The sequence below is a fragment of the Cohaesibacter celericrescens genome, from assembly GCF_002866925.1.
In the GTDB taxonomy this organism is placed as follows: domain Bacteria; phylum Pseudomonadota; class Alphaproteobacteria; order Rhizobiales; family Cohaesibacteraceae; genus Cohaesibacter; species Cohaesibacter celericrescens.
In genome coordinates this window covers 98,997-120,064 of record NZ_PKUQ01000042.1, presented here as the reverse complement: position 1 = coordinate 120,064, position 21,068 = coordinate 98,997, and the positions used below count along the sequence as shown (strand labels likewise).

Annotated in this window: 19 protein-coding genes; 16 read left to right on the top strand and 3 right to left on the bottom strand. The window is 53.7% G+C overall.

What is annotated here, in order from left to right; translation table 11 throughout:
- Nucleotides 1-59 precede the first annotated feature (59 nt).
- The 3 genes from C0081_RS17285 to C0081_RS17275 all read right to left on the bottom strand — a co-directional run bounded on the left by C0081_RS17285 (nucleotide 60) and on the right by C0081_RS17275 (nucleotide 1,959).
- A complete protein-coding gene (locus C0081_RS17285) occupies nucleotides 60-581 on the bottom strand; it encodes a DUF2189 domain-containing protein (RefSeq protein WP_245417992.1) in 522 nt (173 codons plus the stop codon).
- Nucleotides 509-913 carry a DUF2189 domain-containing protein gene (locus C0081_RS17280; protein ID WP_101535097.1) on the bottom strand — a complete coding sequence of 135 codons (405 nt, stop codon included), beginning with the start codon at nucleotides 911-913 and terminating at the stop codon, nucleotides 509-511. The genes C0081_RS17285 and C0081_RS17280 overlap by 73 nt, the downstream gene beginning before the upstream one ends.
- Nucleotides 914-1,212: 299 nt before the next feature.
- Nucleotides 1,213-1,959 (bottom strand): SDR family NAD(P)-dependent oxidoreductase, encoded by a 747-nt coding sequence (locus C0081_RS17275; RefSeq protein WP_101535096.1) that lies wholly within the window; start codon nucleotides 1,957-1,959, stop codon nucleotides 1,213-1,215.
- A 253-nt stretch (nucleotides 1,960-2,212) separates the two neighbouring features.
- On the opposite strand from C0081_RS17275, the gene C0081_RS17270 reads away from it, so the two are divergent.
- The 16 genes from C0081_RS17270 to upp all read left to right on the top strand — a co-directional run bounded on the left by C0081_RS17270 (nucleotide 2,213) and on the right by upp (nucleotide 21,014).
- Complete coding sequence (locus tag C0081_RS17270) at nucleotides 2,213-3,478, top strand: ABC transporter substrate-binding protein (RefSeq protein WP_101535095.1); 1,266 nt, start codon at nucleotides 2,213-2,215, stop codon at nucleotides 3,476-3,478.
- Nucleotides 3,479-3,549: 71 nt separating this feature from the next.
- Nucleotides 3,550-5,280, top strand: a complete 1,731-nt coding sequence (locus tag C0081_RS17265; RefSeq protein WP_425349495.1) for an ABC transporter permease — start codon at nucleotides 3,550-3,552, stop codon at nucleotides 5,278-5,280.
- Nucleotides 5,281-5,292: 12 nt separating this feature from the next.
- Nucleotides 5,293-5,961, top strand: a complete 669-nt coding sequence (locus C0081_RS17260; protein WP_101535094.1) for an ATP-binding cassette domain-containing protein — start codon at nucleotides 5,293-5,295, stop codon at nucleotides 5,959-5,961.
- A gap of 58 nt (nucleotides 5,962-6,019) precedes the next feature.
- Nucleotides 6,020-8,509 carry an ATP-dependent helicase HrpB gene (gene hrpB / locus C0081_RS17255; protein ID WP_101535093.1) on the top strand — a complete coding sequence of 830 codons (2,490 nt, stop codon included), beginning with the start codon at nucleotides 6,020-6,022 and terminating at the stop codon, nucleotides 8,507-8,509.
- A 502-nt stretch (nucleotides 8,510-9,011) separates the two neighbouring features.
- A complete protein-coding gene (locus C0081_RS17250) occupies nucleotides 9,012-10,010 on the top strand; it encodes a BMP family lipoprotein (protein WP_101535092.1) in 999 nt (332 codons plus the stop codon).
- A 312-nt stretch (nucleotides 10,011-10,322) separates the two neighbouring features.
- Nucleotides 10,323-11,912 carry an ABC transporter ATP-binding protein gene (locus C0081_RS17245; RefSeq protein WP_245417991.1) on the top strand — a complete coding sequence of 530 codons (1,590 nt, stop codon included), beginning with the start codon at nucleotides 10,323-10,325 and terminating at the stop codon, nucleotides 11,910-11,912.
- Nucleotides 11,909-13,030 (top strand): ABC transporter permease, encoded by a 1,122-nt coding sequence (locus tag C0081_RS17240; protein ID WP_101535090.1) that lies wholly within the window; start codon nucleotides 11,909-11,911, stop codon nucleotides 13,028-13,030. Before C0081_RS17245 ends, C0081_RS17240 begins: the two co-directional genes overlap by 4 nt.
- Nucleotides 13,031-13,041: 11 nt before the next feature.
- Entirely contained in the window at nucleotides 13,042-14,013 is a 972-nt protein-coding gene (locus C0081_RS17235; protein ID WP_101535089.1) for an ABC transporter permease, read from the top strand.
- A gap of 9 nt (nucleotides 14,014-14,022) precedes the next feature.
- Entirely contained in the window at nucleotides 14,023-14,439 is a 417-nt protein-coding gene (gene cdd / locus C0081_RS17230) for a cytidine deaminase (RefSeq protein ID WP_101535088.1), read from the top strand.
- Between the two features lie 124 nt (nucleotides 14,440-14,563).
- Nucleotides 14,564-15,373, top strand: coding sequence for a purine-nucleoside phosphorylase (locus C0081_RS17225; protein ID WP_373236538.1), 810 nt, complete (start codon nucleotides 14,564-14,566; stop codon nucleotides 15,371-15,373).
- Between the two features lie 72 nt (nucleotides 15,374-15,445).
- On the top strand, nucleotides 15,446-16,204 hold the full coding sequence (gene deoC, locus C0081_RS17220) for a deoxyribose-phosphate aldolase (RefSeq protein WP_101535086.1): 759 nt from the start codon (nucleotides 15,446-15,448) through the stop codon (nucleotides 16,202-16,204).
- On the top strand, nucleotides 16,204-17,514 hold the full coding sequence (gene deoA / locus C0081_RS17215; protein WP_101535085.1) for a thymidine phosphorylase: 1,311 nt from the start codon (nucleotides 16,204-16,206) through the stop codon (nucleotides 17,512-17,514). The genes deoC and deoA overlap by 1 nt, the downstream gene beginning before the upstream one ends.
- Nucleotides 17,515-17,586: 72 nt before the next feature.
- Nucleotides 17,587-18,819: a phosphopentomutase gene (locus tag C0081_RS17210; protein WP_101535084.1), complete on the top strand. Its 1,233-nt coding sequence runs from the start codon at nucleotides 17,587-17,589 to the stop codon at nucleotides 18,817-18,819.
- A gap of 21 nt (nucleotides 18,820-18,840) precedes the next feature.
- Nucleotides 18,841-19,203 carry a hypothetical protein gene (locus C0081_RS17205; protein WP_101535083.1) on the top strand — a complete coding sequence of 121 codons (363 nt, stop codon included), beginning with the start codon at nucleotides 18,841-18,843 and terminating at the stop codon, nucleotides 19,201-19,203.
- A gap of 27 nt (nucleotides 19,204-19,230) precedes the next feature.
- Complete coding sequence (gene add, locus C0081_RS17200; RefSeq protein WP_101535082.1) at nucleotides 19,231-20,250, top strand: adenosine deaminase; 1,020 nt, start codon at nucleotides 19,231-19,233, stop codon at nucleotides 20,248-20,250.
- A 134-nt stretch (nucleotides 20,251-20,384) separates the two neighbouring features.
- Nucleotides 20,385-21,014 carry a uracil phosphoribosyltransferase gene (upp, locus tag C0081_RS17195; RefSeq protein ID WP_101535081.1) on the top strand — a complete coding sequence of 210 codons (630 nt, stop codon included), beginning with the start codon at nucleotides 20,385-20,387 and terminating at the stop codon, nucleotides 21,012-21,014.
- Nucleotides 21,015-21,068 lie beyond the last annotated feature (54 nt).

The window sequence follows — 21,068 nt, the reverse complement described above, 5'->3', positions numbered from 1 at the left end:
TCAATCCTCGACGCCGTTGTGTGGGGTGACTGTGTATCGAGGATAGGCGACTATAAAGACTATTCTTTTTCGTCTGTATTGGATTCTATTGCTTCATCGTAGCGAATAGCCCGCCGGTAGAGATGCCATGTCGCATGACCCAACAAGGGCAGCACGACGATCATGCCCAACAGCACCGAAGCAAGGCTGATCGCCAGCAGAAAGGCGATGAAAATTGCCCAGCTGATCATGATTCTGCGATTGGCAATCACACATTTGACCGACGTGATCATCGCGGTGATGAAATCAACGTCCTTGTGCAGGAGCATCGGGAATGAAATTGCGGTAATGGAAAAAACCGCCATTCCCAAGCCTGCGCCGACCAGATTACCGACCACCAGAAACAACGCGCCTTGCGGTGTTGTGGCGACGGTGCCGATCAAATCAGCAAGATTGAGTTCTTTGAGGCCAAAGAAGATCACATAAAGAAAGACTGCGATATCAATCCAGATGATGAAAGCAAAGCCGGTCACCAAGGCCATCCAACGCAATTCTTTGGTTCTGGAACTAAACAGCGTCCCGAAAACAGCATTTGGTGACAGCTCAAGGCCCTCTTCGCGGCGGCGGCTGATTTCATACAGGCAGCGGCAATGAACGGTGCGATTAGGGCAAAGCCCGACGCCAAAGGGTAAACCAGATAAGGCAGATCATAAGAGGTCAGCAGCCACAGCAATAACCACCCTGCGACGGCATAAAACCCGCCAAAGAACAGGCCATAGGGAGCGCTTTTCTGGAAGTCGCGCAACCCGTCGCTTAGCGCTTCGGTCAAATCATCGGTAGTGAGCGTGTTGATAATCGGCTTGATTTTAGGCCGCGTATCGCTTTTCTCAGAGGTCAACGGCGTGACCACTGCGCCTTCTGACATATCGGTCATCATTCTTCTCCCACACAGGAACATTAGAAACAGCCGTTTGATGCTGGTTTTAAGGGCTGTTCCCCTTGTTCGCTTTGTCGCGCTCAATAGCGCGTTTGGTCTCATCCTAGCGGGAAATGACTGTGACACAATGTCACAATTAGAACTAAGGAGGATACACCGTGAAAAAGTCCACAGAATGTCCGTCGTCAGACCGGAGTATCCGGCTGATAAGGCAGTGTTTTTATGAAAACGACAGTGCTGTGCAGGTTTGCTTCCTGCTTGTGAAGGTATGATTCTAATGGATTATGGATTGGGCTTCACACATGCTGCCCACCGTTGATGTGGACCTCCGCGCCGGACACATAGGAGCTTTCTTCAGAGCACAGGTAAAAGATGGTATTTGCCACTTCTAACGGGGACCCCAATCTACGCAACGGGATGGTCTCGACAATTTTCTCAGTCCCGGGAGAGAGAATGGCTGTGTCAATTTCCCCCGGAGCAATCGCATTGACCCGAATATTATGCGGGCCAAAATCGGCAGCCATCTCGCGTGTCAGAGAAGCAAGCGCTGCTTTGGAGGTGGCATAGGCCGTGCCAGCAAAGGGATGTACGCGCATGCCAGCGATTGAAGTCACATTAACGATGGACCCTTGCGCGGCCTTGAGCTCTTCAAACAATCCCCGAGCCAGCATGATGGGCGCGAAAAAATTGACCTGAAACACTTGTCGCCAAGCCTGCATTGAGGTTTCCATGCTATCCAGCCGCTGGCCAGAGGCATTTTTGGGGCTGATTGCCGCGTTGTTCACAAGGGCATTCAGCTGTCCGCCCTCTGCTTTCAACCGGTCTTTGATTTCACCGACGGCGACGCCCAATCCATCAGGATCTGCCAGATCAATCTGAATATGATCCGCTTCGCCCGTTGGCCAAGGGCATTTATCAGAGAAAGGATGCCGGGAACAACTGATCACGCGCCAGCCTGCTTGCGAAAAGCGTTTGACCGTTGCATGTCCGATGCCTCGGCTTGCTCCGGTCAATACAAGTGTCTTTTTCTCAGGTGATCCCATGGAAATATCCTTTCAGCTCAAAGAAAGCCTTTCAGCTGATAGAAAGATAGGGAGCTTGGAGCGATTTGCCAATGCTTGATTGCGCGCTTATACCGGTCCGTTGCTCGCGGCGCCTTCAACCAGTTGTGAATTGACCGTGTGTGCGAAGACCTGAAACAAAGACACCGACGCATTTCTGCTGGATGGAACAGCAAAAAAGGCGCACCATCCGCAATGATTTGTTCGCAGGCCAATCACAACAAGAGGATCCGGTATGTCCGCCCCGAGTAACAAAACGTTTCTGACTTCCCTTTCGCGTCGTACCCTTCTCACCGGTCTTTCCTTGGCCGTGATTACGTTGGTGCTATCACCTCAAATGGCATCGGCTGACATGTTGGATACCAAGGACTGGCAATCCGTTCTGGGCAAGGCAAAAGGGCAAACTGTTTATTTTCACGCATGGGGCGGCGCCGATAACATCAACGCGTATATTGACTGGGCCGCTGATCAAGTCAAAGATCGTTACGGTGTGACGGTAAAGCATGTCAAAGTCAGCGACACCGCCAATGTGGTCTCGCAGATTGTTGCAGAAAAAGCTGCGGGCAAAGAAAAAGGCGGTTCTGTCGATCTGGTCTGGATCAATGGTGAGAATTTTGCCTCTCTGAAGGGCAAAGGTCTCTTGCTACCTATGAGCTGGGCTCCGGATTTGCCGAGTTATAAATTTGCCGACATTGAAGGCAAACCATCGCTCACTATAGATTTTACGGTGCCGACCGATGGTTTGGAGAGTCCCTGGGGCATGGCGCAACTGTCATTCTATTATGACAGCACAGTCACCAAGGACTTGCCAAAATCGGCCAGTGCATTGCTCGATTGGGCCTCCAAAAACCCCGGCCGTTTTGCCTATCCAAAACCACCTGATTTCATTGGTTCCACATTCCTGAAACAGTTGGCGCTTGAATTGGCCGATGATGCATCAATCCTGTCCCATGAAGCGACCGATGAACGCTACAAGCCGGTTGCCGATAAATTGTTCGCCTATCTTGATGCCTTGCATCCGAACTTGTGGCGCAAAGGCAAGGCATTTCCTGACAATGTTTCCAGTTTGAAAAACCTGCTGGCGGACAGCGAGATTGAGATTGCTTTCACCTTCAACCCCGGTGAAGCCTCGTCTGCCATTGCCAATAATGAACTGCCAAATACGGTGCGGTCTTTCACCTTTGATGGCGGCACCATTGGCAATAGCCATTTTGTTTCCATTCCCTTCAACGCCAATGCCAAAGAAGGCGCTATGGTTTTTGCGGACTTCCTACTGTCTCCTGAAGCACAAAGCCGCAAACAGGATCCGAATGTTTGGGGTGATCCAACAGTGCTCAAGATTGCCAGCCTGAACAAACAGGACCAAGCACGGTTTGCTGCGTTGGACCTGGGTGTTGCGACACTCAAACCAGAGGAATTTGGCCCCGCCTTGGCAGAGCCTCATGCCTCATGGTTGGCACGGTTTGAAGCGGACTGGACCAAACGCTACGGCGTGCAGTAAACGCTTAGCGACTAAAAACACAATCTCGGAAAAACTGGGAGGAGGCATCGGCCTTTTGCCTGCTTTACCCCATGCAAATGACACCAAGCCTGCCTAAGGATTCCATGCGCCTGCGCCCTCACATACTTGCCCCCCTTGCTGCGCTGATCCTCATGCTCGGGCCCATTCTGGCCGGTCTTGTTGGCTCGCTTGCGCCTGCTTTTGGCTATTTGCCAACCCTTGGCGGCTACAGCGTGACGCTCGATCCCTTCATGGCGCTTTATGCAACGCCGGGGCTGGGTCAATCAGTTGCCTTGAGCTTGGCCGCGGGGCTGGTCACTACATCGCTGGCCCTGCTCACCACCGTTGGTCTTTTGAGTGCATGGTCTGAAACACGACTGTTTTTATGGATGCAGCGGTTGGTTTCGCCGCTTCTATCGATTCCCCATGCCGCTACTGCTCTGGGGTTTGCCTTCCTGTTGGCGCCATCAGGTTGGCTAACGCGCATGGTCTCTCCCGCATTGACCGGATGGGTGCGCCCACCGGACTGGCTCTTCCCGCATGATCCTTATGGGCTGGCCATGATTGCCGGGCTGGCCGCCAAGGAGCTGCCGTTTCTGCTGCTGGTTTGCCTCGCAGCGCTGCCGCAAATCAATCCGCGCAGAAATGCGCAGGTGGCACGCACCTTGGGGTATGGTCCGATGGCCTCTTGGATCTATGCGGTTTGGCCGCGCCTTTATGCCCAGATTCGCTTGCCCGTCTTTGCCGTCATTGCCTATGCCACCTCTGTGGTCGATGTGGCGTTGATTTTGGGGCCCACCAACCCGCCAACCTTGTCGGTGCAATTGATGCGCTGGATGAGTGACCCGGATCTTAGTTTGCGCTTTCTAGCCTCCGCCGGTGCGATGTTGCAGTTGGCTGTGACACTGGCAGCGCTCGGGCTATGGTGGTTGGCTGAAAAGGTCGTTGGCTGGCTCGCGGCTCAATGGATGCAATCTGGGCGTCGTCTGCAAAAGGATGGCTGGCTGCGTGCCTTGGCTGCGGTCACCAATGTCAGCGCAGTGCTGATGATGCTCATGGGGCTTGGCGGATTGGCCTTATGGTCGGTTGCCGGACTGTGGCGCTTCCCCGATGCCATCCCGAACAATCTGACGCTCAAGACATGGGACAAACAATGGCATATGCTTGCAGAGCCATTGTTGAATTCGGTTGTGATTGGTCTCTTGGCAACGGCCATCGGTTTGATTGTCACGCTGGCATGTCTTGAAACCGAAAGCCGAACCGGTCGGCGGGCGACCCAAAAAAGTCTGACACTGCTTTATCTGCCTTTGATCATCCCACAGGTGGCCTTCCTGTTTGGTCTTCAGCTCTTGATTCTGGTGAGTGGTGCCGAGCATTCGCTTTTGGCGCTTGTTATGAGCCATCTGATCTTTGTCATGCCCTATATCTTTTTGTCCTTGGGCGACCCTTGGCGCAGTCTTGATCCTCGCTATGCACAGCTGGCGGCCAGTTTGGGGCGCGGGCCGTGGATCGCGTTTTTCCGCCTGCGCTTGCCTTTGCTACTGCGCCCTATCTTGACGGCTGCTGCGGTCGGGTTTGCCGTTTCTATTGGCCAATATTTACCCACCATCCTCATCGGTGGCGGACGCTGGGAAACCATTACCACCGATGCAGTGGCCCTCAGCGCCGGCGGCAACCGGCGTTTGATCGGTGTGTATGCGCTGGTGCAGATGGCGTTGCCTTTCATCGGCTTTTTGCTAGCGATCGCGCTGCCATCACTACTCTATCGCAATCGCCGTGACATGGCCCCATCCGAGCGCTAGAAAGACATCGTGATGCAGAGAAACGAACAGACCATGGACTTGAAATTGGAAGATGTGCATATCGCGCTGGGTGACGCCACGCTGATTGATTTATCCCTGTCGATTGGTGCCGGAGAAATCGTCACCATCATGGGGCCTTCCGGTTCAGGTAAATCCACCCTGCTTGCCTATCTTGGCGGCTTTTTGCCGCGTGAGTTTAAGGCGGCTGGGCGGGTTTTGCTCCATGGCAATGACGTCACCAAAATGCCCGCCGAACAGCGCCATATCGGCATATTGTTCCAAGATCCACTGCTGTTTCCGCATTTGTCGGTTGGCGGCAATTTGGCGTTTGGCCTGACATCCTCCGTCAGGGGCCGTAAGGCACGTGAGGAAAAGGTGACCGAAGCGCTCGACGAAATCAACATGGCGGGATTTGGTGCGCGCGACCCCGCAACCTTATCGGGTGGCCAAAAGGCGCGGATCGCACTGGCACGTATTCTGCTGTCCGAACCGTGCGCATTGCTTCTGGACGAACCTTTTTCCAAGCTTGATGCCAGCCTACGCGGCCAGATGCGTAAGCATGTCTTTGAACGGGCCCGCAGCAGGGGCTTGCCCACCTTGCTCGTCACCCATGATGAAGAAGATGCCAAAGCGGCAGGCGGCCATGTCATCCGGTTGGACCCGCTTGCCGAGAGTGTTTAAGCGCCAAGCGGTCAAATGGCCCCTTGCCAACCCGCAAGGGAGGCGTTAGGGCCAAGGGATGAGCGTACCTACATCGAACAAACCCAATTTATCGGTTGAATTACCTGACTTGCCGATCCGTGAGGCTTTGCCAGAGCTGCTTGCCGCGCTGCGAGACGGCACAAGAGCGGTTCTGATCGCGCCTCCCGGAGCGGGTAAAACCACCTGCGTACCGCTCGCATGCCTTGATCAACCGTGGCGGACGGGTCGGATTATCATGCTCGAACCCCGCCGTTTGGCGGCCCGTGCCGCCGCCCGCCGTATGGCGCAGTTACTTGGCGAACCGGTAGGCAAGCGTGTTGGCTATCGGGTGCGCATGGAAAGCCGCATATCCAGGGAGACAATCATCGAGGTGGTGACCGAAGGCGTGTTCGCCCGCATGATCGTCGATGACCCCAGCCTTGAAGGTATTTGTGCGGTGCTGTTTGATGAATTCCATGAGCGCAGCCTTGATGCCGACATGTCGCTGGCTTTTACACTGGAGGCGCAAGGTGCCCTGCGCGACGATCTGCGGATGATTGTCATGTCAGCCACGCTCGATGGTGGCCGTGTTGCGCAGATTCTTGATGATGCACCGATGATCGAATCCATGGGCCGGGCCTATCCGGTCGAGACCCGCTATCTACCGCGTAAGCCAAAGGAACGCATTGAGGATGCGGTAACCAGCGCTGTGCTTGTTGCGCTGAAAGAAGAAGTCGGCTCGATTCTGGTATTTCTACCCGGTCAGGCCGAAATTCATCGGGTCGAGGAGCGCCTTGCTAAATCCCTAGTCAAGACATCCGATAAAGACATTCTGCTCGCACCTCTCTATGGGGCGATGGAGGGCCGCGATCAGGATCTAGCCATCCAATCGCCACCAAAAGGCATACGCAAGATCGTATTGGCTACATCCATTGCCGAAACTTCGCTGACCATCGACGGGGTGCGCGTCATCATTGACGCTGGCTTGGTGCGTCGTCCCCGCTATGAGCCCAACCTCGGTATTTCGCGGTTGGAAACGGTGCGCGTTTCCCGCGCCAGTGCCGACCAGAGAAAGGGCCGTGCAGGCAGAACCGAACCGGGCATTTGCTATCGTCTCTGGGACAAGGGCCAGACAGCGGCTTTGGCGGCTTTTGAACCACCCGAAATATTGCAGACAGATCTGTCGCGGTTGGTGCTCGATCTGGCGCTTTGGGGCGAGAGTGACCCAGCCAATCTCAAATGGCTGGATGAGCCACCCAAGGCGGGGTGGGCCGAGGCGGTTAAATTGCTCAAAGATTTTAGAGCGTTGGACAATGATGGCATGCTGACCGAGCACGGACGCGCGCTTGCCCGCTTGCCACTGTCGCCGCGCCTTGCTCATATGCTGGTCACCAGCCGTGGTCTTGGTCATGAGGCGCTTGCCGCACATCTTGCCGCGTTGCTGAGTGAAGGTGGACGCATGCGCCAGAATGATATGCGCCGTTTGCTGCAGGATCTGATATCGGGCAAGTTGCCCCGCGCTCGGGACATCAAGGCTTTGGCCAAACGTTGGCAAAAAAACAAGGGCAACGCCAGAATTCAGCCAGAAGAGGCCGGTCGCATTCTGGCTATTGCCTATCCCGACCGCATAGCCATGCGGCGTGGTGCCGAGGGGCGCTATCTGTTGGCGTCGGGCAGGGGAGGCGTGCTGGATCCGGATGACCCTCTCAATGCTGAAACGTTTCTCGTGGTCGCAGATCTGCAAGGCGCGGCCAGTCGCTCCCGCATTACCTTGGCCACTCCAATTACACGTAAGGCGATTGAAGAAGACTTTGCCGCGTTTATTGATGAAGAAGAGGCGATTAGCTTTGACCGGCAAAGCGGCACGGTAAGCGCCCGCCTGCAAACCAAGCTTGGGCGCATAGTGCTGTCGGAACGGCCCGTTAAATCTCCATCGCCTCAGGCCGTTGAGCGGGCTTTGATCGAGGCAATTCGCAAAGAAGGTCTGCGGGTTTTGCCGTTCAGTAAAGACACCCAGCGATGGCGCGGGCGCATCCGTTTTGCTGCGGCTCGGGATCAAGCTTGGCCCGATTTATCGGATGCAACATTGCTCGACACGCTCGAGACATGGCTCCAGCCTTATCTTGCTGGTAAAATGGCGCTGTCTGCTATCTCTGCCGCCGATGTGCAAACCGCCTTGCAGGCGCAACTGTCCTATGATCGTCTGGCTGCCCTGGACAAAGAATTGCCAACCCATTTCATTGTTCCCACAGGCTCTAAAATCCCCATCGATTATGGACCAGAGAATGGGCCGGTACTTGCCGTGCGTGTGCAGGAGCTGTTCGGGCTGGACACCCACCCTGCCATCCTTGGTGGCAGACTGCCTTTGTTGTTGCATCTGTTGTCGCCTGCCCATCGGCCGATTCAAGTGACGAAAGACCTGCCCGGCTTTTGGCGCGGATCATGGAAGGATGTGAAAGCCGATATGCGCGGGCAATATCCCAAACATGTTTGGCCCGATGACCCGATCAACACCAAAGCGACCCGACGCGCAAAACCGCGGAAATAGGATTTGTGCAGGGTGAATCGTCTGATTTTTAGCATCGAATCGGTCTCGATCGTGAGTTATCAACCGTCAGAAAGTTGAACTTATGGCATCAACTGAGGTGTAATCGATCTCAAAATGTGATTTATTTATCCAGCTTTCTACGTAGGTGCTCTTGATTTATCATCGTATCGTTCTGCTTTTGGTGCCAGAACTCATGGTTCGGCCGCCTTTGTGGCCTGCTAAGGAGGCAAATGCTCAGCTTCTAGCCGTTGGCGTAACTGCGAATAGAAAACACGATTGGGGAAATCAAAGATTCTGGCTGCAAAGAAGCGAAGACCGTGCAAGACTATCGACCAATGTTCCGACGCGAAAGCTGCGGGCCGATATATTTTCGAACCGGGATATATTTTCTTCTTTGCTTCGAAAAACAGGAACGTGCTTTCTTTGGACAGGGCATATAACAAAAGATCGTTCGACCGTTCGATTGAGCAATCGATACAGAAATCGACAAAAGGGGTTTAACATGTTGCGTCAATTTTTCGGTGCCGCTGCGCTCGCAACCATGATGGTTGCCGCACCTGCACTCGCTGCCGAGATCAAACCAGCCGTGGTTTATGACTTGGGCGGTAAAAACGACCAGTCTTTCAATCAGTCCGCCTATGCCGGTGCTGAACAATACACAAAAGATACCGGTACCGCATATCAGGATTTCGAAATCCAGAATGACACGCAGCGTGAGCAGGCTATCCGCCGTTTCGCTAGTAAGGGCTTTAACCCGATTGTTGCGATTGGTTTCTCCCATGCCGGCGCTTTGGAAAAAGTAGCTCCGGAATTCCCGGATACCAAATTTGCTATCATCGACATGGTCGTTGATCTGCCAAACGTACGCTCTGTGATCTTTAAAGAGCACGAAGGATCCTATCTTGTTGGTTTGCTGGCAGCCAAAGCCGCCGCCTCGAACAAAGTCGGCTTTGTTGGTGGTATGGATATACCGCTTATTCGTGCATTTGCTTGTGGATACAAACAGGGAGCCAAAGCAGCCAGTGCTGACGTAGAAGTCTTTGAAAATATGACGGGCACCACGGGTGCAGCATGGAACGATCCTGTGAAGGGTGGCGAACTGGCCAAGTCCCAAATCGATCGTGGCGCAGACGTTATCTATCATGCTGCTGGTGGCACTGGTGCGGGCGTTCTGCAAGCCGCAGCTGATGCTGGCAAATTGGGCATTGGTGTTGATTCCAACCAAAATGGCCTGCATCCTGGCAAAATCCTGACCTCCATGGTCAAGCGTGTTGATGTTGCTGTCTACAATGTCTTTAAAGATATGGCTGAAGACAAATGGTCATCAGGTATCAACGTCCTTGGCCTCGCCGATGGCGGTGTTGCTTGGGCCGATGACGAAAATAACAAGGCACTGATCACAGCAGAAATGCGTGCTGCTGTTGAACAGGCGTCCAAAGCAATCATTGAAGGCAAAATCGTTGTGCATGACTATCGTGCAGACAATTCCTGCCCGTTCTAAGACAGAGTAATGCGCCCCGTCCCTGTTTCAGTTGGCGGGGCGCACTTCTTTTGATGCCATACCAGAAGCAGTCCGCCAGTCTTGTGGCCTGCAGTGCGAAGTGGGCAGTTTTCCTGCTCCGCTAAAACGCCCACCCATACCGTTCAGTCCAGATCGATACAGATCAACAATGAAGCTGGCGGGTCCCGTTTCTTCGATGGCGAGGATAGGCGGGAGGGGCTGAGAATGGGGACTATGAATTTGCAATTGGACGAGCAAACACGAGGGCCAGACGGAGCAAGCTCCGGGGAGCCGGATTCTGGAAACGGACAAATTTCACCCGCACCGGCCATCAAGCTGGTGGGGATCGAAAAGCGATTTGGCCCCGTTTATGCCAATAAAAACATTGACCTGACGGTCCAAAAGGGATCCATCCACGGCATCATTGGCGAAAATGGTGCGGGTAAATCGACCCTGATGTCGATTCTATATGGCTTCTATCAGGCTGACAAAGGCGAGATTTACGTCCACGGCAAGCTAGAGCGCATTACGGACAGTCAAAAAGCCATTGCCATTGGTATCGGCATGGTGCACCAGCATTTCATGCTCGTTGACAATTTTACCGTGTTGGAAAATGTGGTGCTGGGTGTTGAGGGAGGGGCTACTCTCGCTGGCGGTATGGAGCGCGCCCGCAAAGAACTCAAACATCTTGCTGATGAATATGAACTCAATATCGATCCAGACGCCTTGATCGAAGATCTCCCTGTTGGTTTGCAACAGCGGGTCGAGATCCTCAAGGCCCTGTATCGCAAAGCAGACATCCTGATACTGGATGAACCCACTGGTGTGCTGACGCCTGCTGAGGCGGATCATCTCTTCCGCATTCTCAGACAATTGCGTGATCAGGGCAAAACCATCATGCTGATCACCCATAAGCTGCGCGAAATCATGGCCATTACAGACGAAGTGTCTGTCATGCGCCGCGGCGAAATGGTGGGCAGTGTGCAGACCGCTGACTCATCCGTCGAGCAATTGGCCGAATTGATGGTAGGGCGCCATGTGCTTCTGCGCGTTGAAAAAGGGGACGCGCATCCCGGCCGCGAAGTGTTGCGGGTTGAAGGTCTCAATGTTACGGATAAACGCGGCGTCGAACTGGTCAAGGATGTTTCATTCTCGGTGCACGCTGGTGAAATCGTTGGTATTGCGGGCGTGTCTGGCAATGGTCAAAGTGAGCTGATGGAAGCCATCGCGGGCATGATGCAAGCCCGTTCGGGCAGGGTGTTGCTCAATGGTGACCCAATCCATGTGACCGAAAAAGCCGATCCGTTGGAACTGCGTCACCGAGGCATGGCCCACGTGCCTGAAGACAGACACAGGACCGGTCTGGTCACCAAGTTTCCCGCTACAGAAAATATGATCCTTGGTTATCAGGATTTGCAAGAATACGGCAAGGGCATGTTCCTTGATCTGGCTGCTATTCTCAAGGAAACCGAAGATAACATGGCCGAATTTGACGTACGGCCTCTTGATCCAAAATTGAAGGCGGCCAACTTCTCTGGCGGCAATCAGCAAAAATTGGTGCTGGCGCGTGAAATGAAGCGCGATCCGGATATTCTGCTGGTTGGCCAACCAACACGAGGCGTTGACATTGGTGCCATTGAGTTTATTCACAAGCGCTTGATTGAAATGCGCGACGCTGGCAAGGCCATCTTGTTGGTGTCTGTCGAGCTGGACGAAATCCGCTCTTTGTCTGACCGTATTCTGGTTATGTTTGCCGGTGGCATCGTTGGAGAACGTCCCGCGGGCACAAGCGAACAGGAATTGGGCCTGATGATGGCTGGCGTGTCAGACACGTCCAATGTGAAAACCTCGTCCAAACCTGTTGAAACAATCAAATCCGCTCCCCAAGGAGATCAGGCATGAGTACGCCAAATGCCAAATTGCCCGGCTGGGTCGATTATGGGTTGATCCCGTTCCTCAATCTGACGTCTGCCCTGTTGGTCTCCGGTCTTGTGGTGCTGATGATCGGTGAAAACCCGCTTGAAGCAGTCTATTGGCTGGTGCAGGGGTCTTTGGGATACGGTGAGGGCATCGGCTTTACGCTCTACTACACCACCAATTTCATATTCACTGGCCTTGCTGTGGCTGTGGCCGCTCATGCCGGCCTCTTTAATATCGGTGGCGAAGGCCAAGCCTATTTCGCCGGTCTTGGGGTCGCGCTTGCTTGTCTGGCGCTCGATCATTACGTGCCTTGGTGGGTCACCTTCCCCTTTGCCGTGTTGGGTGGTGCGCTGTTCGGCGCAGCTTGGGCCGCAGTGCCGGCTTACTTGCAGGCCAAGCGCGGCAGCCATATCGTTATCACCACCATCATGTTCAACTTCATTGCCTCGGCGGTGATGGCCTATTTGCTGGTAGAAGTCTTCAAGCAGCCAGGGTCCATGCAGCCTGAAAGCCGGACCTTCCTTGAAGGAGGCCGTTTGCCTTTCATGGATGAAGCCTTGAGCTGGATTGGCATTACGATACCGCATTCGCCGCTCAACCTTTCCTTTGCTGTTGCATTGGTCGCTTGCTTCCTTGTCTGGTTGTTGATCTGGCGAACGCGCCTTGGTTATGCCATCCGGACGATTGGCATCAATCCTGACGCGGCCGTTTATGCTGGCATGAATTTACCGCGCTTGACGATCATCACCATGATGATTTCCGGTGGTTTGGCAGGCATGATGGCTCTCAATGAAGTCATGGGAACCCAGCATCGCCTGTTGCTGGATTTTGTTGCAGGCTACGGTTTTGTCGGCATCGCGGTGGCCCTGATGGGGCGGTCTCATCCGGTCGGTATCATTATGGCGTCTATCCTGTTTGGCATGCTTTATCAGGGGGGCGCTGAACTTGCCTTTGAAATGCCCAAGATCACGCGCGATATGATCATTTCGATTCAGGGTTTGGTGATCCTCTTTGCCGGTGCCATGGAGCATATGTTCAGGCCCGCCTTGATCCGGTTCTTCGCTATGGCTGGATCCAAAGACATAATGAACGAGGCGTAAGGGAGAAGACGATGGAGTATTTGCAAACACTCGCCCTCATCACTGATTCTGCTGTACGCCTGTCGGTGCCGCTGTTGTTGGCCTGCTTGGCTGGGTTGTATTCAGAGCGATCAGGTGTTGTTGATATCGGTCTTGAAGGCAAGATGCTGGGCGGCGCCTTTGCCGCCGGTGCAGTCGCCGCTATCACCGGCTCTGCTTGGCTGGGACTGGGAGCCGCGATTGTCGTTTCTATCGGGTTGGCCTTGGTGCATGGCTACGCGTCAATCACACAAAAGGGCAATCAGATTGTCTCCGGAGTGGCCATCAATTTTGTGGCTGCTGGTTTGACTGCGCTGTTGGGGCAAGCATGGTTCAGTAGGGGGGGGAAGACCCCGCAATTGCCCAACACGGCACGCTTCAATTCCCTTGATTTGCCATTTGCCAAGGCGTTGGAAGACGTGCCCGTTATCGGACCAATCTATTCTGAGGTGATCTCGGGCCACTCGCTGCTGGTCTATGCGGCGTTTGCGGCGGTGCCTATCACTTGGTATGTGCTTTTTCGCACCCGCTTTGGTCTGCGGCTGCGTGCCGTTGGTGAAAATCCCGGTGCAGTCGACACTGCTGGTATTTCTGTCACATGGCTGCGGTATCGAGCCGTTATCATCACTGGCATATTGTGCGGGATTGCAGGATCGTATCTTGCGATTGCGCAATCCGCAGGCTTTTCCAAAGATATGACGGCTGGCAAAGGCTTTATCGCGCTTGCCGCTCTTATTTTTGCGAAATGGAAACCTGTCAATGCGCTGGGCGCTTGCTTCCTATTTGGATTCCTAGACGCCTTGGCCATTCGGATGCAAGGAGCGAGCCTTCCAATCATTGGTCAGGTGCCAGGGCAGTTCATGCAGGCCCTTCCATACGTGCTGACGGTTATCCTGTTGGCAGGATTTATCGGCAAGGCTATTCCACCAAAAGCCGGTGGCGTTGCTTACACCAAAGAACGCTAGGAGAGTGGTATGAGTGACATCGCAGTAACAAACGCAAGCCTTGAATTGCTGCGCCTTGCAACCGAGGCCCGAAGCAAGGCGCACGTGCCCTATTCCAAATTCCCTGTCGGCGTCGCTTTACGCACCCGATCTGGTGATGTTCATGTGGGAACCAACATCGAAAATGCTTCGTTCCCTGAAGGCTGGTGTGCAGAAACATCTGCCATCTCTGCCATGATTATGGCGTCTGAAGGCGTGGATAGTCGGCAGATTGAAGAGCTTGTTGTCATTGCCGACCACACGCCGCCGATTACACCCTGCGGTGGCTGCCGCCAGAGGATCAAGGAATTTGGTAGCCCAGACACCATTATTCATGCGGCCGATCTGGATGGCATCAAGCAAAGCTATACTCTAGGTGTGCTTTTGCCCGCCGCATTTGATTTATAACCATCACGAACAGCCTTTGAGGGAGGACGCTCTTTGGATCGCCACATTTGAGGTGGCATCCAAGAGTGCTTTTGGGATGTTTTCAGGCGTGAAATAGCCAAAAAAGGAGTTGCGACACATGACCATTGCAGGTCTCGCACATGATGCAGCCAAGCGTATTCTAGAGCAGGTAGAAGGCCCAATACAAGTGGGTATGGTTCTGGGGTCTGGCCTTGGTGCTCTGGCCGACGAAGTCGAAAATGCGGTGCGCTTTCCTTATAGCGACTTACCCGGATTTCCGGTGTCTTCTGTCTCGTCCCATGCGTCTGAGTTGGTCATCGGCACGTTGATGGGCGTAAAAGTTGCCATTCTAGCAGGTCGCGCCCATTTTTATGAGCACGGCGACTCAACGATTATGAAGCAGCCTTTGGCCACGCTGAAGGCGCTTGGATGCGATCATCTTTTGCTGACCAACGCTGCTGGCTCCCTGCGGGAAGAAATCGCACCGGGTGAACTGATGATGATTGATGATCACATCAATTGGTCTGGCCGTTCACCACTGATCGGAGTGGAAACCGATGATCGTTTTGTTGGTTTGACCGAAGCCTATGACGCCCAGATCCGTGCCGCTTTGACGCGTGCTGCCGCGGTCGCAGGCATCAATCTCAAGTCTGGTGTCTATGCTTGGTTCTCGGGACCCAATTTTGAAACGCCGGCAGAAATCCGCGCCGTGCGAATGCTTGGTGCCGATGCCGTGGGCATGTCCACTGTGCCCGAAGTCATTTTGGCTCGTTGGATGGGCATGAGGGTCGCAGCTGTGTCCACCATTACCAATTATGGAGCAGGCATGACTGGTGTGGAGCTGTCACACCAAGAGACCAAAGAAGTTGGCCCTATTGGCGCCCAAAAACTGATTAAAATCATTCGGGCCTATTTGAAGGCAATGACAAAGTGATTCAAAGCTGGATCCAATACAGACCACGGCTTGGCGCCTTCAGCCCAACAAAGCAAAGCATGAGATATCTATATGGATAGCAAAAAACTGGCCCAAAAGGCCATTTCTCTTCTCGATCTGACAAACCTGAATGACGATTGTGACGATGCGGCCATCGAAACGCTTTGCGCCAAGGCCCAGTCGGCTTATGGAAACACCGCTGCGGTCTGTGTTTGGCCTCGCTTTGTGTCCAAGGCCAAAAATTGCCTTGAAGGCACAGGCATCAAGGTTGCCACAGTGGTCAATTTCCCCGCTGGCGGCGATGACGTCTGGGGGACGGTTGCCGAGACCAAAGCAGCCATAGCTGACGGTGCCGACGAGATTGATCTGGTCATTCCCTATCACTCGTTTATGGCTGGGCGGCGGGGGTTTGCCGAGACTATGATTGTGCGGGTTAAGGACGTCATTCCAGCTGATCGCAGGCTCAAAACCATTCTTGAGACCGGAGAGTTGAATGACCCAGAGTTGATCAAAGATGCCGCTACGGTCGCCATTGAAGCCGGTGCTGATTTCATCAAAACATCGACAGGCAAGGTCGCTATCAATGCCACACCTCAAACTGCTGAAATCATGCTCGAAGCTATTGCCGAGAGCGGTAGACCCGTTGGCTTTAAACCGGCAGGGGGTGTGCGCTCGCTTGAAGACGCTGCCACTTATTTGACCATTGCCGAGAAATACATGGGTGCCGATTGGGCCACGTCTGATACCTTCCGTTTTGGCGCATCTGGCGTACTCGATGCGCTGATTGCGGCGATGGAAGGCCAAGATGCCAAGGCAGGAGAAGGTTATTAATGTTACCTCAGGAAATCATTCGCAAAAAACGCGATGGCGGCATACTTTCAAATGACGAAATCCAGTTTTTTGTTGACGGCATCACAAATGGTGACGTGACAGAAGGCCAGATTTCCGCGCTTGCAATGGCTGTTTTCTTCCGTGGTATGGAACTGGATGAACGGGTGGCGCTGACTTTGGCCATGCGCGACTCAGGCTCGGTTCTGGACTGGTCCGAGCTCAACGGGCCGGTGGTGGACAAGCATTCCACCGGCGGTGTTGGCGACAATGTCTCGCTGATGTTGGCTCCGGCCCTGGCTGCCTGTGGAGCCTTTGTGCCGATGATTTCCGGTCGTGGTTTGGGCCATACTGGCGGCACACTTGATAAATTTGACTCCATCCCCGGATATGTGACCCAGCCAGACAATGCCCTGTTCCGCAAGGTGACCCGTGAGGTTGGCTGCGCTATCATTGGCCAGACAGCCGATCTGGCTCCCGCTGACAAGCGTTTTTATGGCATTCGCGATGTAACAGCGACAGTGGAAAGCATCCATCTGATAACGGCCTCTATCTTGTCTAAAAAATTGGCGGCAGGGCTGCAAGGTTTGGTTTTGGATGTAAAGTCCGGATCGGGTGCTTTCATGCCCAGTCATGAGGAAAGTGTTGCGCTGGCGCAAAGCCTTGTCACTGTGGCCAACGGGGCAGGGGTCAAAACATCGGCATTGATCACTGACATGAACGAGCCATTGGCAACCGCTGCTGGCAATGCAATTGAAATGAAAAATGCGGTTCAGTTCCTGACTGGCGACGTCATAGACCCGCGTAACTGGGATATCACGGTCGCGCTCTGCGCCGAGATGCTTTTTATTGTTGGTCTGGTAGCCAGTCGCGACGAGGGTACCGCCAAAATCGAAAAGGCTTTCCGATCTGGCGCAGCAGCCGAGAAATTCGGCCAAATGGTTGCTGCCCTTGGCGGTCCGCTAGATTTTATCGAAAATATGGAAGACCATTTGAAACTGGCTCCAATGGTTGTTGATATTTTCGCCGATGGCGAGGGTGTCGTGCAATCCATCGATACCCGTGAGGTCGGCATTGCTGTGGTTGAATTGGGCGGTGGACGCTTACGCGCTGCCGATCCGATTGATCATTCCGTCGGGTTGGATAGCTTGGCCGGTTTGGGCCATAAAATAGATGCGAACACGCCCGTCGCACGGGTCTATGCGCATAACCAAGATCAGGTAGCCAAGGCAACCACGAGGGTTAAAGCTGCTTACAAATTGGGGCCTGATCCGGTTCAGAGCCACACGGTGTATGACATTATTGAAGGGTGATCCTTCAACCACAAACGGGTTGAGCGACGGCGAGGCGCCTTGCCGCTCCCCTCTATCAAACGGAGGCACGGTATGGCACGCGCATTTCTTCTGGTTCTTGACTCTTTTGGCATCGGCAACGCACCAGACGCCGAGCAATATGGCAAACCAACTTCGGACAAAGGCTCAGATACACTGGGCCATATCGCCCAATATTGTGCGTCTGGCAAAGGTGACCGCGACGGTCTGCGCTCAGGTCCGCTGTGCCTTCCCAACATGGACCGTTATGGTTTGGGCTTGGTAGCAGAAAAAGCCACTGGATCGCGCCCCGCTAACCTGACCTGTCAGGGTGAGCCGCAAGGCCTGTGCGCCAATGCACTCGAGGTCTCCAAGGGGAAGGACACACCGTCAGGGCATTGGGAAATTGCAGGCGTACCTGTCTCTTTTGAATGGGGCTATTTCCCGGATACGGAACCCACCTTTCCGGCAGAGCTGACCCAAGCCTTCATTAAGGCTGCGGACCTGAAAGGGATCATCGGTGATAAACATGCCTCGGGTACCGTGATCATCAATGAATTGGGGGAAGAACATATCCGTAGCGGAATGCCTATTTGTTACACCAGTTCGGACTCGGTGTATCAAATCGCCGCTCACGAAGAGCATTTTGGCCTTGAACGCCTCTATGAGATTTGCGAAATCGCCTATGAGTTGGTCAAACCCTATAACATTGGCCGCATTATTGCCCGCCCCTTTGTCGGCAACAGCCCCGCTGACTTCGAGCGCACCGGCAACCGTCGCGACTTTTCCGTTTTGCCGCCAGAGCCGACCCTGCTGGACCGTGCCAAAGACGCAGGTCGCCAAGTGCTGGCCGTGGGCAAGATTTCTGATATTTTTGCCACCCAAGGGGTGACAAAAAAGATCAAGGCAACGGGCAATCCGGCCATATTTGAAGCCACGCTCAAGGCTATTGCAGAAGCCAGAGACGGTGATTTGGTCTTCGCAAATCTCGTCGATTTTGACATGCATTATGGCCACCGTCGCGATGTGCCCGGCTATGCCGCCGCACTTGAATATTTTGATGGTCGCATTCCGGAGCTGGAGGAGGCTCTTGAACCCGGAGATCTGGTTATTCTAACCGCTGACCACGGCTGTGATCCGACTTGGCAAGGCACTGATCACACCCGCGAGCAGGTGCCGGTGATTATGTTCGGGCCGGACATTAAAGGTCGTTATGCCGGTCAGTTAAGCACTTTTGCCGACATCGGAGAGACGATTGCAGATCATTTGGGGCTGGTTGCGGGCAAGTATGGCAAATCTATTTTGTAATAATATGAGGCAATCGTCACGATGATGTCACCGATCTATAGGCGCGCCGGACTTTGCCTTCTGGTGTGTGTCGCCATGGCAGGTGGTGCCGAAGCTGCCTCTTTGAATAAGACACAAACGCAAACACAAAAAGCGGTGCAGGGTATAAAAACCTGCCCGTCAGACGCACTCACCGCAGCGCGACAAATGTGGGTGCTGGGACGAACTATGGGCAAGAATCAACGGCGGCTGGATGGCAAACACCGCTGTGGCCGCTGGCTTCGATGTGTCAAACGGGACTTTACCAGAAGTGGTTGGCAATGCAATTGGACGTCTTCTGATTCCAAAAATCTGAAACTCAAAGGCCCCAAGCCAAAAACTGAAAAGCGCAAAGCCTATAAATAGTTGGCCAGTCGATAGCAAGGAAACATAATGCCTCAAAGCACTGTAAAATCCTCTGGTAGAAGCCTTTTGAAAGCGGAAATACACCTTCATTTGGAAGGGGCGGCGCATCCTGATCTTGTCCGAAGATTGGCGGCGCGCCACGGCACCAATCTTGACGCCTTCATGCGCGATGATGGCAGCTATATCTGGTCTGACTTCACTACATTTTTGCAATGCTGGGATAGGGTCGCTGCGGTCATCTCGACGCCAGAGGACTATGCTGACCTTGTTGAAGACTATTTGCTGCGCAATGCGTCTGAAGGGTGTTTCTACACCGAAATGTTCCTTTCGCCCGACCATGTTGCACTCTTGGGCATGAGCTATGACGATTTGCTCGAGGGTGTAGTCGAAGGCTACAATCGGGCCCGAGACAAAAGTGCGGCGGATGGTTTCCCCATTGATGCGCGGTTTATCATTACCTGCGTAAGACACATGGGACCAGAAAAAGCGGTGGGAGTGGCTAAGGCGATTGCCGCCAGACCCCATCCATTGGTCACTGGATTTGGCATGGGCGGAGATGAGCGCATGCATAGCCAAAAGGCCTTTAAACCTGCTTTCAATATTGCCCACGAAGCGGGGTTGATCTGCACCACGCATGCAGGGGAATTTGCTGGCCCGCAAAGTGTCATTGATGCTTTAGACCATTTGCCAGTCAAGCGCATCGGGCATGGCGTGCGTTCTATCGAAGACAAAGATCTGATCAAACGTCTGGTCGATGAAGAGATCGTTCTCGAGGTGTGCCCACATTCAAACGTGTCATTGGGCCTCTATCCAGACTTGGCCTCCCACCCGATCAAAAAGCTGATGGATAGCGGCGTTCTAACCACCTTGTCATCGGATGATCCGCCATTCTTCTCCGCGACGATCGGTAAGGACTACGATGCATTGCAGGCTCTTTATGGGTGGGACGATATGGTGATGGAGGGGTTCACCCGCCGGTCACTCGAAGCGGCCTTTGTTGATGACACAACACGAAACTCACTGTTATCACGCCTCAAAACCGTCTAATTGGTAGGATTCTTCTGCAAATGACGAAGAATCCGGTTTATCACTCGTCTGGTTGGGGCCTCCAATCTTGCCCTCTTATGCTGCCATAGGCTAAGAAAGTTTAATTTCCAAAATTGGCGAAGGATTCGGGTCCCATGAAACAGGTTACAGTTGTCGACCACCCGCTTGTTCAGCACAAGCTTACCATCATGCGGGAAAAGGACACGTCCACCGCATCCTTTCGTCGATTGTTGCGGGAAATTTCCCATCTGCTCTGCTACGAGGCAACACGTGAGCTGGCCATGACCACCAAGAGCATCGAGACACCCTTGGTGGAAATGCAAGCGCCTATCATTGCTGGCAAGAAACTTGTTTTTGCCTCCATCTTGCGGGCTGGGAATGGTTTGTTGGAAGGCATGCTCGATCTTGTTCCTGCCGCACGCGTGGCTCATGTCGGCCTATATCGTGACCCAGTAACGTTCGAAGCAGTCGAATATTACTTTAAGGCACCCGAAGATCTGGAAGATCGTTTGGTCATCGCGGTTGATCCTATGCTGGCGACGGCTAATTCGGCTATTTTGGCAATTGAAAAACTCAAAGAGCGCGGCGCCCATAACCTGCGTTTCGTGTCTTTGTTGGCTGCCCCTGAAGGCATTAAGGCCTTCACCGAAGCACATCCTGATGTTCCCATCATCACGGCGGCAATCGACAAGAAGCTTAATGAGAAGAATTATATCATCCCAGGTCTTGGCGATGCTGGCGACCGGATGTATGGCACGAAATAACGCGTTTTGCGCGTGGTTTGACAATTTGGCGAGGCCTGAAGCAAAACTTCAGGC